Genomic DNA, 15,513 nt, shown 5'->3' on the forward strand with positions numbered 1-15,513 from the left:
TTTATATAGGATGGATCAACCTTACGATAAAATAAGAGATACATTGGCCTATTTTGAGGTTGATAACAATTTACCCTATTATGTTTCTTCGGGGAAAAAACAAATGGAATACCCTCAGAAGCCTTTTCGGATGGATTATTATTCGTTGTGTATCTGTACCGAAGGAGATATCGATATTGCCATTGACGGACATCAGCATTATATCAAACAATTTACTTTGTTAATCGCAAGGCCTGCAACCATTATTGCTTTTCATAATAACAGCGAAGACTTTCGGATGAAATTGCTGTTCTTTGAAAAGGAGTTTCTGCTTAAATACATATCTGATCCTTTTATTATCGAAAGACTGGCTTTTTTTAAAGACAGATCATTTGAACTCATTCAATTGAAAGAACAAGATGCCAAAAAGCTGATTAAATTGATGAAGTACCTTGAAAGTAAAATTGAGGCCGATTTGAAATTTAAGGATGAAATTGTCAGAACCATTATATTCAATCTGCTTTTAGAAACCGCAGAATTATTACCAAAAGAAACACCTGAAACAGTTTCAATTGCTAATAATCCGAAAGACACTTATTTTCAGTTTCTTAATCTCGTTATGAATAATATAACGCAGCATAAAGGAGTAAGTTATTATGCTCAAAAATTGCACATTTCAAACAAATATCTGATTCAGATTGTAAAAAAAGCGGCAGACAAAACCCCACACGAAATTATCGATGCCCATTTATTAAAAGAAGCTGTTGTATTATTAGGAAACCCTTCCATCAATATAAGCGACATTGCTTATCGACTTAGATTTAATTCAGTTTCTGCTTTTGGACGCTTTTTTAAAAAACATTCTTCTATTTCTCCCACAGATTACCGCCGACTTCAAAATTTATAGAAATCAATACATTACATTTCTTTTTCTCTTTTTACGCGAAAGATTATTCTTAATTTAAACCGCGTTTTTATTCCATTATATTTATTTTTTTCTACAAAGTATTGCTTTTTAATTTATTTTATTATTTTTACTAAATCGATTTAGGAATTTTTACTCTCTCAAATTATCTTATGAAAAATACATTTTTTAGCTGCTTCTTTATATTGTTTTTAGTCGGATTTGTTACTGCGCAAGACCTTAAGTCTCCAAATGGTAACCTAACAATGAAATTTCATTTAGATCAAAACGGAACACCGGTTTATACTTTAAACTTTAAACAAAAAGCAGTAATTCAAGAAAGTAAAATGGGTTTTGTCATAAAATCTGATATTTTGTTGAATAGCGGTTTTCAAGTTGCCGAAACCAAATTTCAGTCAGAAAATAGTACTTGGAAACCCGTTTTAGGAGAGCAAAAAGAAATACAAAATCAATACAATGAATTAAAAGTTGATCTTGTACAAGAAAAGAGCAAACGAAAAATGTCAATTTACTTTCGTTTATTTAATGATGGTTTAGGTTTTAGATATGAATTTCCGGTGCAAGACAATTTGCGCCACTTTATTATTCAAGAAGAAACAACTGAATTTAATTTGACAGGAGATCATAAATTATTCTGGATTCCGGGTGATTATGATACAAATGAATATAGTTATTCAACTTCAAAAATATCAGAAATGCAGTCTTTGGTTTACGATGCAACCCATGTTCCATTAGCTGCGCAGACAACAATTAAAAATTTAGCAGCTCAAACGCCTTTAATGATGAAGACAAATGATGGACTTTACATCAATATTCATGAAGCAGCGCTAAAAAACTTTCCAGCAATGTGTCTTAATGTAAATGATAAAACGTATTCATTAAGTTCACATTTAGTTCCTGATGCAGTAGGTAATAAAGGATATATTCAGACAGGAAGTTTCACGCCATGGAGAACTATTGTTGTAAGCGATGATGCTAGAAATATTTTATCTTCAAAGATGATTTTGAATCTAAATGAACCTTGTGCTTTTGATGATGTTTCTTGGATTAAACCAGTAAAATATATTGGAGTTTGGTGGGAATACTTTACAGGAGGCGGATCTACTTGGGCGTATTCAGACAATCAAGATGTTGTAATTGGGAAAACGGATTTTTCTAAGCTAAAACCAAATAATACACATGGAGCGAATACTAAACATGTAAAAGAATATATAGATTTTGCTTCATCAAATGGTTTTGATGCTGTTTTGGTAGAAGGCTGGAACGAAGGCTGGGAAGATAATACTGCTTTTAAAAAAGAACACATTTATAGTTTTACTAAAGCATATCCAGATTTTAATGTGAAAGAACTAAGCGATTATGCTGCGAAGAAAAACGTTAAAATCATTATGCATCACGAAACAACATCATCAGTTTCTGAATATGAAAGACAGTTGAAAGATGCTTTAGCTTTTATGGTTGATAACAATTACAATGCTGTAAAAACAGGATATGTGGGGCCGATTATTCCAAGAGGAGAACATCACGACGGGCAGCAAATGGTAAATCATTATACTTATGTTGCAAAAGAAGCGGCGAAGCATAAAATTATGGTAGATTCACATGAAGCCGTTCGTCCAACAGGTTTACACCGTACTTATCCAAACTGGTTTGCGCAAGAATCAGCTCGTGGAACTGAGTTTGAATCGATGGAAGGAATTCATCCAGATCATACTACAATTTTGCCTTTTACAAGATTAATGGGCGGGCCGATGGATTATACTCCAGGAATTTTTCAAGGTGATTTATCAGTTTATGGAGAAAAGAAAAACAAATTGAGTACAACACTTGTTAAGCAATTGGCATTATATGTTACAATGTACAGTCCGTTGCAAATGGCTGCCGATTTACCAGAAAATTATATAAAATTCAACGATGCTTTTCAGTTTATAAAAGATGTCGCTTTAGATTGGGATGAAACTTATATTTTAGAAGCTGAACCGGGTGATTATATTACTATTGCTAGAAAAACAAAAGGCAAGCAAGAGTGGTTTGTGGGTGCAATTACAGATGAAAATTCGCGTACAGCTTTAATTGATTTTAGTTTTCTTCCAGCAGGAAAAAACTTTACAGCAACAATTTATGAAGATGGAAAAACGGCAGATTATAAAACTAATCCGCAATCGTACAACATTCGAAAAGTAACAGTAAACAGTAAAACAAAACTGAAACAAAAACTGGAATCAAGCGGCGGTGCAGCAATTTCTATAAAGTAGAAAAGTTGGAGAAATGGCACGCGGATGACACGGATTCGCTATCGCGAAAACGCAGATAAACACGGATTTTTTAGTCATTCTAATCTGTGGCATAAAAAAAAATCACGCAGATTTGGCAGATTGAGCAGATTTTTTAAAATCATTTTAATCCTTTTAATCTGTGGCAAAAAAAAGATTCCGCGCAGATTAAGCAGATTTAAGTTAAGTACAAATTAATTAGTGACAATTAGTGACTCGAGCGACAGCGAATAGACGAAGTAAATTGGTGGCGAAAAAAAAATAAAAAGTAAAAAATATAAAAAATGAATACAAAAATGTACCCTTTACAGTTTGAACCAATTTTGAAAGAAAGAATTTGGGGAGGCGAAAAATTAAAAACGGTTCTTAATAAACCTATTGTTTCTTCTATTACAGGAGAAAGCTGGGAATTGTCTACAGTAGAAGGTGATGTAAGTGTGGTGGCGAATGGAGAATTAAAAGGAAAATCATTGACAGAACTTATTGATAAGTCTCCAAATGATATTTTAGGAAAAAACGTTTATGCTCGATTTGGCAATCAATTTCCGTTGCTTTTTAAATATTTAGATGCACGCGAAGATTTATCAATACAAGTACATCCGAATGATAAATTAGCAAAAGAACGTCATAACTCTTTTGGTAAAACCGAAATGTGGTATGTTATGCAGGCTGATGCTGATGCAAGAATTATTGTTGGTTTTAAAGAAGATTCGAGTAAAGAAGAATATTTGGAAAATCTAAATAATAAAACTTTGGTTTCGATTCTTGACGATGTAAAAGCAAAAGCAGGCGATGTGTTTTTTCTAGAAACAGGAACTGTGCATGCAATTGGAGCGGGATTGGTTGTTGCAGAGATTCAACAGACATCTGATATTACATACCGTTTGTATGATTTTGACCGAAAAGATGCTCAAGGAAACACAAGAGAATTACATGTTGATTTAGCACTTGATGCAATCAATTACAATAAAGTAGATACACATAAAAAGTACGAAACAGTATCTAATCAATCGAATGTAATTGTAGATTGTCCTTATTTTACAACAAACATTATTCCGCTAGACGGTAAGATTGAAGGAAATAAAAACGGAGAAACTTTTACAGTTTATATGTGTATTGAAGGAGCTTTTGAGATTAGATATGAAAATGTAAGCTATCAATATAAAAAAGGCGATACGGTTTTAATTCCTGCAGGAATGCGTAATTATGTGTTAGAAGGAGAAGCTTCAATTTTAGAAGTTTATATTTCGTAAAACTATAGGTGTTAATTTGATTTAAAATAACTGCAAACCAAAAAAAAGAGTTAAATTGCCCGCTCATAAATTCAGTAAAGATTCTTAATAAAAAGGGAATTCTATTAATATTATGCCGTTTTTATCTGATTAAAAATAACGATTAATGCTAAAAACACATACAATTACTGTTAAATATGATTATTATTGGCTTTAAAATAATGATTTGTTTAAAATAATATCTACAAAATCGTTTTAGTAACTATTTTTAGTTATATTTGTGATATCGTTAATAACAGCTTAATGTAAAATTAACTCTCTAAATGAAAAAAATAACTATTAAGGATATTGCAACAGAAGCTGAGGTTTCTATATCTACGGTGTCTTTTGTTATTAATGATAAAGGAGAGAAGATGGGAATAAGCCCGGCGGTGATTAAAAAAGTACAGCAAGTTGCTGAAAAACTTAATTATCGACCAAGTATGATAGCGACAAGTCTTAGAACAGGTAAAACGAGATCTATCGGGTTAATTGTTGAGGATATTTCGAATCAGTTTTTTGCTGATCTTGCGCGGGTAATAGAAGAGGAAGCAAGAAATATTGATTATCGCGTTTTTTATTGCAGTACAGGCGGTAATGATGAACGTTCTGAGGAGTTAATACATAGTTTACTGCAGGCAAATGTGGATGGGTTTATTATTACGCCAACACAAAATATTGAAAGCAGTATTGATTTGCTTTTGAGATTGAAAAAGCCAGTAGTATTAATTGACAGATATTTTGCAGGACAAAATGTGAGCCATGTTGTAATGGATAATTATGAGGCATCAAATTCTGCAGCAAAATTTTTGATCAATAAAGGCCGTAAAAATATAGCTATTGTCAACATCACTTCTGAAATGATTCAGATGAAATCACGAGAAGACGGATGTCGAGATGCATTAAAAGAAGCTGGTCTTTATAATGATTCGCTGGTGCTTCATATGGAGTATAACAGCACTGAAGAAACCAGAGTTGCTACAATTGTAAGTTTTTTAGAAAAAAATCCGCAAATTGATGCCGTTTTGTTTTTAACAAACTATATGGGGCTTGCAGGTTTACAGGCTTTTAAAAAAGTTGGGAAAACAATACCAGAGGATGTTTCGGTTATTAGTTTTGATGATCATGACAGTTTTAAACTTCATACACCAAAAATAACAGTTATTTCGCAGCCTATTAATGATATTGCGGTCAAATCAATACAGTTGTTATTGAGTCAGATGACCAATATGGAGAAATTTGAAATAGAAAAAAGTCTCAAAAAAGGAGAATTGATTGTTAGAGAATCAGTTTAATTTTTAAGAGCATAATCATAAAAAAAGAAAAAAACGATTCGTTTTTTTTTAGGAATTTTACTAAATCGTTTTAGTAATTTAAGGTCAAAATATTCGATCATTGCGTTATTTTTTTGAGCTGTTTACTATATCGATTGCTAAGAGTTATAGGAATGTTTACGTTGCTATTAAAGCATTGTATTTGTTGGGCGTAGAGCTTATGAGTGCAATATTAAAATTGAGTTCAAATTTTTATTAATTATTTAAAAACAATCACGTTAAAACAAAACAAATTACCAATTACCAAAAAAAAAGCTTATGAAACGAATATTAGCAGTGTTAGGAATGGTATTGTTGTGCAGCTTAGGTGCTGTGGCGCAAAATCGATTAATAACAGGCGTAGTGGCAGATGCACAAAACAGAGGAGTTATTGCTGCATCTATCGAGGTTCAAGGAAAACCGTTTAGTGCAATTACAGATACAGAAGGTAGATTTAAAATGAATGTTCCAGAAGGAGCAGTTACTTTAAATGTATCTTCGATAGGTTTTACATCAAAAACGATAGTACTTCAGCCAGGTGAAAATAAAATATCAGTTGTATTATTAGAAAATGTACAAGAATTAAAAGATGTTGTTGTAACATCATTTGGAGTTAAAAAACAAAAGAAAAGTTTAGGATACGCTGTTGGGGAACTTAAAGGAGAAGAACTAACAAAAAACAAAGAAATTAACTTAGGAAACGCATTACAGGGTAAAATTGCCGGTGTTAACGTTTCTGCACCAGTTTCTGGACCATCAGGTTCTAGCCGTGTTGTAATTCGTGGAGCAACTTCTGCTTCTGGATCAAACCAGCCTTTGTATGTTGTAGATGGTATTCCAATCGATAACACTCAGCAAGGTAATGCTGGTATGTGGGGTGGAGCTGATAAAGGAGATGGTATGTCTTCTTTCAATCCAGATGATATTGCTTCTATGTCAGTACTTAAAGGTAGTGCGGCTTCTGCTCTTTACGGGTACAGAGGATCTAATGGTGTTATCTTGATTACTACTAAAAAAGGAAAAAGCGGAACTGGTCTTGGTGTAGATTTTAGTACAAACTCTACATTCAATACACCTATAAGCCTTTTAGATTGGCAAGATCAATACGGATCAGGTGAGCCTGTTAATGGAGTTCCTTCAAGATTTGGCAGTTTATCAGAGCTTAGAGAAAAATATGTATTGGCTTGGGGAGATAAATATGACGGAAAACAAACTATTGCACTTGATGGAACTACTAGACCATATCAAGCAAATGGGAAAAATAACGTAAAAAACTTCTACAGAACGGGATATTCTTTCAGTAATACTTTAGCAATTTCTGGAGGAAACGAAACAACTAATTTTAGATTGTCTTTCGGAAATACAAAAGACGAGTCTATTTTGCCAGGAACAAACTTTGGAAGAAACAACGTGGCTTTAAGTTTAAACTCGTCTCCGAACAAAAAAATCAGTATCGAAACGAATGCACAATATATTACAGAGAAAAGCCAAAATAGACCTTATTTGAACGATTCTCCAAGAAACGCTTCGTATACTACAACATTCTTAAATCCTGGAGCAGATATCAGATGGTTAAGTAATGGTTACGATGAAAACGGAGGTGAAGCTGATTATTTTGGATCAAACACTTACCAAACGAATCCATATTTTGCAACGCAAGAAGATTTAAATAGTGATCTTAGAAAACGTTTTATCGGTTCTGCTAAAGTAAATTATAACATTACAGATAAAATTTACGCAAAAGGTGTTATTGGTATGGATGATATTAACTACGAATACACTGAAATCGAACCTACAGGAATTAACTACAAGACTGGAGGGGCATTAGAGAACAGAGTAGAAGGACGTACAGAATATAATGCTTCTGCTTATTTAGGATACAAAGGTAATATAGTAGAAAACCTTTCATTAGATGCTTTCATTGGAGCTAACCGTCAACACAACAGATTTAGCGGAATTAAAATGAAGGGAAATAATTTTATTGTTCCATTCAAATATTTCTACGGAAATACACAACCTGAAAAAACAGAAAAATTATTCTCTGAAAGCGAAGTTAACTCACTTTTCTATTCTGCCGATTTAGGATATAAAGATTTCTTATATGTTAGTTTAACAGGTCGTCAAGATTGGTTTTCAACTTTAGATCCATCAAGTAATAGTACTTTTTACCCATCTGTAAGTACCAGTTTAATTTATTCTGAAATTATTCAATTGCCAGAGTGGATGTCTTACGGTAAGATTAGAGCAGGTTGGGGTAATGTTGGTGGAGCTTTGCCAGACGCTTATGCTTTAGCATTAACGTATTCTGCACCTGATGGACAAACAGATTCTTTAGGTCAGCCAATTTTAGGAGTAAATGGAGATACAGTTCCAAACAGAGGTTTAAGACCTTACAACGTTAGTACAATCGAATTTGGTTTCGAAAATACATTCTTCAATAATAGAGTGAGTACAGATTTGACTTTCTACAGCAAGAAAACAACTAACGATATTACTGATGCCGATATTTCTCAAGCATCTGGTTATAGAACAACAAAAATCAACGTGGGAGAAATCCTGAACAAAGGGGTTGAATTTGCAATCAATGTAAAAGCGATTAAAACACCAGCTTTTTCATGGAATGTTGGATATAATTTTGCTTACAACGATAGTGAAGTACTTAATCTTTCTGATAAAATTACAACAAAAACACTTGAAGGAAACAGAGATTCAAAAGCTTCTGTAGTTTTAGAAAAAGGACAGCCATTTGGAATAATCAAAGCTTATGATTATTTAAGAGATGCAAAAGGAAACATTGTACTTGATACAAACGGCCGATTCATGAGAGGAGATTTAATTAATGCTGGACAAGGTGTTGCACCATTGTCTATGGGATTCTCAAATGATTTCTCTTATAAAAATTTCACACTTTCGATTTTTGTTGATGCTAAATTTGGTGGAGAAATCTACTCAGCAACAAACCAGTTAGGAACTCGTTACGGATTAACTGAGCAAACACTTGGCGGTCGTGAAGGCGGAGTTGCAGTAAGTGGTACAGATGTTAACGGTAATCCTGTAAATACTACAGTTTCTGCATATGATTACTGGAGAAGTTATGCAGAAGTGACATCAAATTTTGTTTACGATGCTGATTTTATCAAGTTGAGAGCAGTTTCTTTCAGCTATAATTTTCCAAAAGCAAATCTTGCAAAAACACCATTTCAATCGGTTAGTTTAGCATTTTCTGCTCATAACTTATGGACAATTTATGACAAAGTGCCAAACATTGATCCAGAGTCTAACTACTCTAATAGTAATGCACAAGGTCTTGAAAGAGCATCTATGCCATTGACAAGAAATTTTGGTTTAACTCTTAATGTTAAATTCTAATAACGAAAATTGAAAGATGAAAAATAAATTTATAAAAATATTCTGTGTTGCAATTGTTGGTGCAATGACACTAGCTTCATGCGACAAAGGATTCGAAGAATTGAATCAGAATCCAAATGCTTTGACAGATCCAGCTGTAAAATCTATGTTTACACTTGCTGAGATTTATGTTGACGGACAAGACTTTTCTAATACAAGAGGAAACAATATTTATGCTGCACAAATTGTACAGCAATTTTCATCCTTAAGTGGTTCAGGGTCAAAATATACCTATTCATCTGAATATTCAGGAGCACTTTTTGGAGAAACGTATGGTAAAGGATTAAATCAAATTTTCCAGTTATTATCTGTTATAAAAGATACACCAGAAAATGCTAATGCTATTCAGGCTTTAAGAATCATGAAAGTTTTCTTGTTTCAAAAGTTAACAGATACTTATGGTGAAATTCCATATTTTGAAGCTGGAAAAGGATACAACGGAGGAGTTTATGCTCCAAAGTATGATACTCAAGAGGCAATCTACAATGATCTTTTAAAAGAATTGGATGAAGCAGGTGACGCTTTAGATGCTAATAAAGCATTTGTAGGCAATGCAGATTTGTTTTATCAAAGTGATGTGGCTAAATGGAAAAAATTAGCTAACTCAATGATGTTACGAGTTGCAATGCGTTTATCTAAAGTGAACCCTGCAAAAGCACAACAATATGTAGAGAAAGCTGTTGCTAAAGGTGTTTTTACATCAAATGATGATAGTTTAGTTTTAAGACATGACTCAGGACCACAAGGAGTTAAAACAAATCCAATTACTTCTTCATGGGTTATAAATGACTTGAATAAAGGAGATGCAAATACAAAATTCAGTAAAACGTTTATCGATAATTTGAAAAACAATAACGATCCACGTTTAAGAATTTTAGCAAAACTTGAAGCAACTGGAGACAATTCTCCAGCAAGCCAGCAAGGTCTTGCAAATGATGCAAGAGAATTTCCAGGCGGAGACAAAAAACTTTTCTCTGATCCTAATACATCTACAGTATTACGTTTAGATGCTCCTACATTGATTATGTCTTATGCTGAAGTAGAATTTATTTTGGCTGAAGCAGCTGTAAAAGGATGGAATGTAAACGGATCAGCACAAAAGCATTATGAAGATGGAGTAAGAGCTGCAATGCAGATACTGACTATTTTTGGAGACAAAGTACCAGCAGTTACTCTTACAGAATACAACGATTACATGACAGCTCACCCTTTTAAATCATCAGGAACTGAAGCTCAAAAAATCGAACAAATTATTACTCAAAAATGGATTGTTTTATTGTTTAATGGTTTTGAAGCATTTTCAGAATACAGAAGAACAGGATATCCAGTTTTAGTTCCAGTTAATGATCCTACAGGAGAAACAAAAGGAACAATTCCTAGAAGATTAATTTATGATCAGTCAGAATTAATCACTAATAATGCAAATTATAAAGAAGCAATACAACGCCAAGGGTTGGATTTAATGACAACTAGAATTTGGTGGGATAAGTAGTTTTAAAATTTTGGTTAGTTAAGTTGAATAAGCTCGGGAGGAGTATGAGTACCTCCCGGCTTATTTTTAATTTTCTATTTCAATTTTCATTAAATTAGAGGGTTTGTATCAAAAATTAGTTCTATAGTTTTAATACCCTTTTTTTCGCAAAAGACAAAAGAGCTTATGCTGAAAAAGATGGAATTACTTTCAAAAAGAATATACAATTGAGTGATCTTAATTTTTTAATTATTGAAGTGTAATAGAAAATCTTAAATAAACAATTTAAAGATAAAACTTGGCAGCTGTAAAAGGGAAAATGATTTTCAGAATATTTTGTTAGTTACTGTTATTCCGTATTAAAAGCCCAAAAGAGAGGGAGAATTGTGGAAACGTAGTTTTCCTTCTCAAACTGCCAACAATTAAGTTGCAAAAGCATAATAATTAAGTATTGAGTTATAATGGAGTTTAAAAAGAACTTTTATTGGGTTTTGAGTATTTGTCTGGCAAATTTTTCATTTGTGGCAAAGGCGCAAAACATGGAATTAAAAAAAGGATGGCAGTACAGAGAAACCAAAACAACAAAATGGTATCCTACTTCTGTTCCCGGTGAAGTTCATACCGATTTACTCAACAATAAATTAATACCAGATCCATTTTACAGAGATAATGAAAAAAAACTGGAATGGATTGAAAAGAAAGATTGGGAGTACAAAACCACTTTTGAAATAAGCACTGCAACTTTAAATAAAAAAAATACCGAATTAGTTTTTGACGGATTAGATACTTATGCATCCGTTTATTTAAACAATCAGTTAGTTTTAAAAGCGGACAATATGTTTCGTCAATGGCGTGTTGACGTAAAAAAGAATTTAAAGCCGGGAAAAAATGATTTAGTAGTCGTTTTTAAATCAGCACAAAATGTTGTTGATTCATTGGCCAAAAAAGATTTTCCGTTTGTAATTCCAGATAATCCTCGTGCCTATGTACGTAAAGCACAATACCATTTTGGATGGGATTGGGGGCCAAAATTCACAACTTGCGGAATTTGGAAAACACCAAGATTAGAAGCATATGATGTAAAAACTCCTGAGAAACCATATGTATTAGATCGCAAAATCGAATTGATACAACAGCCTGATGATAAAGGAACATCATTTTACTTTAAAATTGATGACAAGCCCGTTTATATGAAAGGGGCAAATTATATTCCATCAGATGCATTCCTGTCGCGAGTAACCAAAAAAGAATACGAAAAAGTAATTGCACTTGCCAAAGATGCCAACATGAATATGCTGCGTATTTGGGGAGGCGGGGTTTATGAAGACGATTATTTTTATGATTTATGCGATAAAAACGGAATCTATGTCTGGCAGGATTTTATGTTCGCTGGAACAATGGTGCCGGGTGATGATGCTTTTTTTGATAATGTAAAAAAGGAAGTTCAATATCAAGTAAAACGTCTTCGTCATCACAAAAGCATAGTTTTATGGTGCGGGAATAATGAAATCGATGAAGCTTTTAAAAGTTGGGGATGGCAAAAAAGCATGAAAATGTCGAAACAAGATTCGACCAGATTATGGAAAGACTACGTTCGTTTGTTTCAAGATAGTATTCCAAAATGGGTAAAAGAAGTCGATAATAAACGACCATACTTAAGTTCTTCACCTTTATTTCACTGGTCAAAAGCAAAAAGTATAACAGAAGGCGACAGCCATTATTGGGGAACTTGGTGGGGACTTGAAGATATTGAAGCGGTGCAGAATAAAACAGGACGTTTTGTAAGCGAGTACGGAATGCAGGCTATGCCAAATTATTCTTCTATAGAAAAATTTACATTACCAGAAGATCGATATTTATATTCAGATATTTTGCAGGCACATCAAAAAGCAGGCAAAGGATTCATGAAATTAGATTCGTATTTAAATCGCTACTTTATTAGTTCAGACAAAATAAAGAAAATGAATGTTGAGGATTATACTTACCTCTCACAATGCTTACAATACTATTCATTAAAAAATATTATAGGCATTCATCGTTCAAAAGCGCCTTATAATATGGGAACATTAGTTTGGCAGCTTAATGATTGCTGGCCTGTTGCAAGCTGGAGCGTAACGGATTATTATGACAGACAGCCAAAAGCAGCTTGGTACGCTATGAAAGAGGCGTATAGAGATGATAAAACACCAGAAATTGATCTTACTCGCCCAATTGATTTAAAATTGGAAGACCCAAAAATAACTTGGGAAGTAAAAGGAAATAAAGTGATTTTAAAAGCTTCAAAAGCCGCAAAGTATGTATACGTTTCTATAAAAGGCTATACAGGAAAATGGAGCGATAATTATATAGACTTAAAAGCAGGTGAGGAAAGAATTATTTCTTTTGAAGGCAAAGTAACAAAGCCAGTCCTGAAAGTTTATTCTCTATATGATGTTTTGAATAAGTATAAATAAAAAGCTTCTAAGAAGCTAAGGTTCTGAAGTGCTAAGTTTAATTAGCAAATCTTAGAATCTCAGAACCTTAGAACCTCAGAATCTAAATAAAAAAATATGTTTACAAAGTACAACAAAATTGCTTTTAGCGGTATTTTAGCTCTAAACCTGTTTTTTGCCAATCCTGCTATTTCACAGGAAAAAAAGGTAAAACAAACAAATTCAGATTATACCCAATATGTAAATCCGTTTATTGGCTCTGCCGGTCACGGTCACGTATTTGTGGGTGCCAATGTTCCTTTTGGAGCTGTGCAATTAGGGCCAGTAAATGTTTTTGAAGGCTGGGATTGGTGCAGTGGTTACAATTATGCTAGTAATACTATTTTAGGTTTCACACATACCCATTTAAGCGGAACTGGAATTGGAGATTTAAACGATATTCTTTTGTTACCAGTATCAGGAAAAGTGCCTTTGACAAAAGGAACAAAAGAAGACATGGCAACAGGTTACGGCTCTTATTTCTCTCATGATAATGAAGTAAGCAAAGCAGGATATTACAGTGTACTGCTTGATAAATATAAAATTAAAGCAGAGTTAACAGCAAGCGAAAGAGTAGGTTTTCATAAATATACTTTTAATACTGCTCAAGACAATCACGTTTTATTAGATCTTGCAGATGGTGTGGGATGGGATAAACCCGTAAAAACGTTTATCAAAAAAGTAAACGAAACTACACTTGTAGGATATAGATATTCAGCAGGATGGGCAGCAGATCAACGTGTCTTTTTTGCAATTGAATTTTCTGAGCCAATTTCAAATATGGCATTGTATGATGATAAAACTTCTGTAAGCGGAAACGAAGGCGAAGGTCTTAAAATGAAAGCAGTTTTAGATTTTACAACTTTAAAAAATAAAGAAGTTTTAGTAAAAGTTGGAATCTCGCCTGTAAGCTATGAAAATGCAGTTATCAATATAAAAGCCGAAATTCCAAATTGGGACTTTAATGCTGTAGCAAAACAAGCAACTTCAAAATGGAATGCAGCGTTAAATAAAATTCAGATCAAAGCAGATGATAAAACTATGAAAGTTTTTTACACCGCTTTGTATCATACCATGTTTGCACCTTCAATATTCAATGATGTAAACGGAGATTATAGAGGAACAGACAAAAAAGTATACGAAAAAGCAAACTTTACAAACTACACTACTTTTTCACTTTGGGATACTTACCGTGGTTTACATCCATTGTATACTATTACACAACAGGAAAAAATTAACGACATTGTAAAATCATTTTTAGCGATTTATCAGCAGCAAGGCAGATTACCAGTTTGGCATTTAATGGGTAACGAAACCAATACAATGAACGGAAATCACTCGATTGCTGTAATTGTTGATGCTTACATGAAAGGATATAGAGGTTATGACGTTGCATTAGCCTACGAAGCCATCAAAAAAACAGCGATGCAAACGCGTGAAGGAATGGATTATGTGCAAAAACTAGAATACATTCCTGCAGATAAATTGTTAGAATCTGTTGGAAACGCTTTAGAATATGCGATCGACGATTATTGTGTAGCGTTAATGGCGAAAGATCTTGGTAAAACAGAAGATTACAACTATTTCTCAAAAAGAGCCAATTTGTACAAACTTTATTTCGATAAAGAAACTACATTCATGAGAGGTAAATTGACAGATGGAAATTGGAGAACACCATTTAATCCGCTTTCATCAGCACATAGAAAAGACGATTACGTAGAAGGAAATGCATGGCAATACACTTGGTTAGTTCCTCAAGACCCTTATGGTTTAATCGAATTATTTGGAAGTGAAGATAAATTTATTAAAAAATTAGATTCATTATTTTTAATAACAGATAAAGTAGAAGGCGAAGAAATATCTCCAGATATTAGTGGTTTAATCGGTCAATATGCACAAGGAAATGAGCCAAACCACCATATTCCATATCTTTATGCATATGTTGGACAACCTTGGAAAACAGCCAAATTAATCCGTGAAATCGATGAGAAATTCTATTCTACAAAACCTGATGGATTGTGCGGAAATGAAGATTTAGGACAAATGTCTGCTTGGTATGTTTTATCGTCAATGGGATTCTATTCTGTTAATCCTGCAAATGGAATTTACGTTATGGGAAGTCCGTTAGTAAATTCAGCAGTAATTCATCATAAAGAAGGAATTTCGTTTGCAATAAAAGCGATTGATAACAGCAAAACCAATATCTATATTCAGAAAGCCGAGTTTAACGGAAAACCATATACAAAATCATATATCACACATGATATGATTGTAAAAGGCGGAGAATTAAAATTGTATATGGGAAGTAAACCATCGACAACTTTTGGAGTTAAAAAAGCAGACAGACCGCTTTAATTTTAGATTTCAGTTCCGAGAGTTATCGGGATTAGATTTATGACAGC

8 protein-coding genes are annotated in these 15,513 nt (G+C 33.3%); all 8 read left to right on the forward strand.

Annotation, left to right across the window (positions count from 1 at the left end):
• The first annotated feature begins 10 nt into the window (after positions 1-10).
• Complete coding sequence (locus BOW57_RS01140; RefSeq protein ID WP_129052743.1) at positions 11-886, forward strand: AraC family transcriptional regulator; 876 nt, start codon at positions 11-13, stop codon at positions 884-886.
• A gap of 170 nt (positions 887-1,056) precedes the next feature.
• Positions 1,057-3,159 (forward strand): glycoside hydrolase family 97 protein, encoded by a 2,103-nt coding sequence (locus BOW57_RS01145; RefSeq protein ID WP_129052744.1) that lies wholly within the window; start codon positions 1,057-1,059, stop codon positions 3,157-3,159.
• A gap of 302 nt (positions 3,160-3,461) precedes the next feature.
• Positions 3,462-4,430, forward strand: a complete 969-nt coding sequence (locus tag BOW57_RS01150; RefSeq protein ID WP_129022768.1) for a type I phosphomannose isomerase catalytic subunit — start codon at positions 3,462-3,464, stop codon at positions 4,428-4,430.
• A 302-nt stretch (positions 4,431-4,732) separates the two neighbouring features.
• Positions 4,733-5,743 (forward strand): LacI family DNA-binding transcriptional regulator, encoded by a 1,011-nt coding sequence (locus tag BOW57_RS01155; RefSeq protein WP_129052745.1) that lies wholly within the window; start codon positions 4,733-4,735, stop codon positions 5,741-5,743.
• Between the two features lie 297 nt (positions 5,744-6,040).
• Positions 6,041-9,130: a SusC/RagA family TonB-linked outer membrane protein gene (locus BOW57_RS01160; RefSeq protein ID WP_241687359.1), complete on the forward strand. Its 3,090-nt coding sequence runs from the start codon at positions 6,041-6,043 to the stop codon at positions 9,128-9,130.
• A gap of 16 nt (positions 9,131-9,146) precedes the next feature.
• Positions 9,147-10,661, forward strand: coding sequence for a SusD/RagB family nutrient-binding outer membrane lipoprotein (locus BOW57_RS01165; protein WP_129022766.1), 1,515 nt, complete (start codon positions 9,147-9,149; stop codon positions 10,659-10,661).
• A 518-nt stretch (positions 10,662-11,179) separates the two neighbouring features.
• On the forward strand, positions 11,180-13,093 hold the full coding sequence (locus BOW57_RS01170) for a glycoside hydrolase family 2 protein (RefSeq protein ID WP_241687360.1): 1,914 nt from the start codon (positions 11,180-11,182) through the stop codon (positions 13,091-13,093).
• A 96-nt stretch (positions 13,094-13,189) separates the two neighbouring features.
• Positions 13,190-15,466: a GH92 family glycosyl hydrolase gene (locus tag BOW57_RS01175; protein ID WP_129052747.1), complete on the forward strand. Its 2,277-nt coding sequence runs from the start codon at positions 13,190-13,192 to the stop codon at positions 15,464-15,466.
• The last annotated feature ends 47 nt before the right edge of the window (positions 15,467-15,513 follow it).

It is taken from the genome of Flavobacterium sp. YO64, from assembly GCF_004119505.1.
GTDB classification, from domain to species: domain Bacteria; phylum Bacteroidota; class Bacteroidia; order Flavobacteriales; family Flavobacteriaceae; genus Flavobacterium; species Flavobacterium oncorhynchi.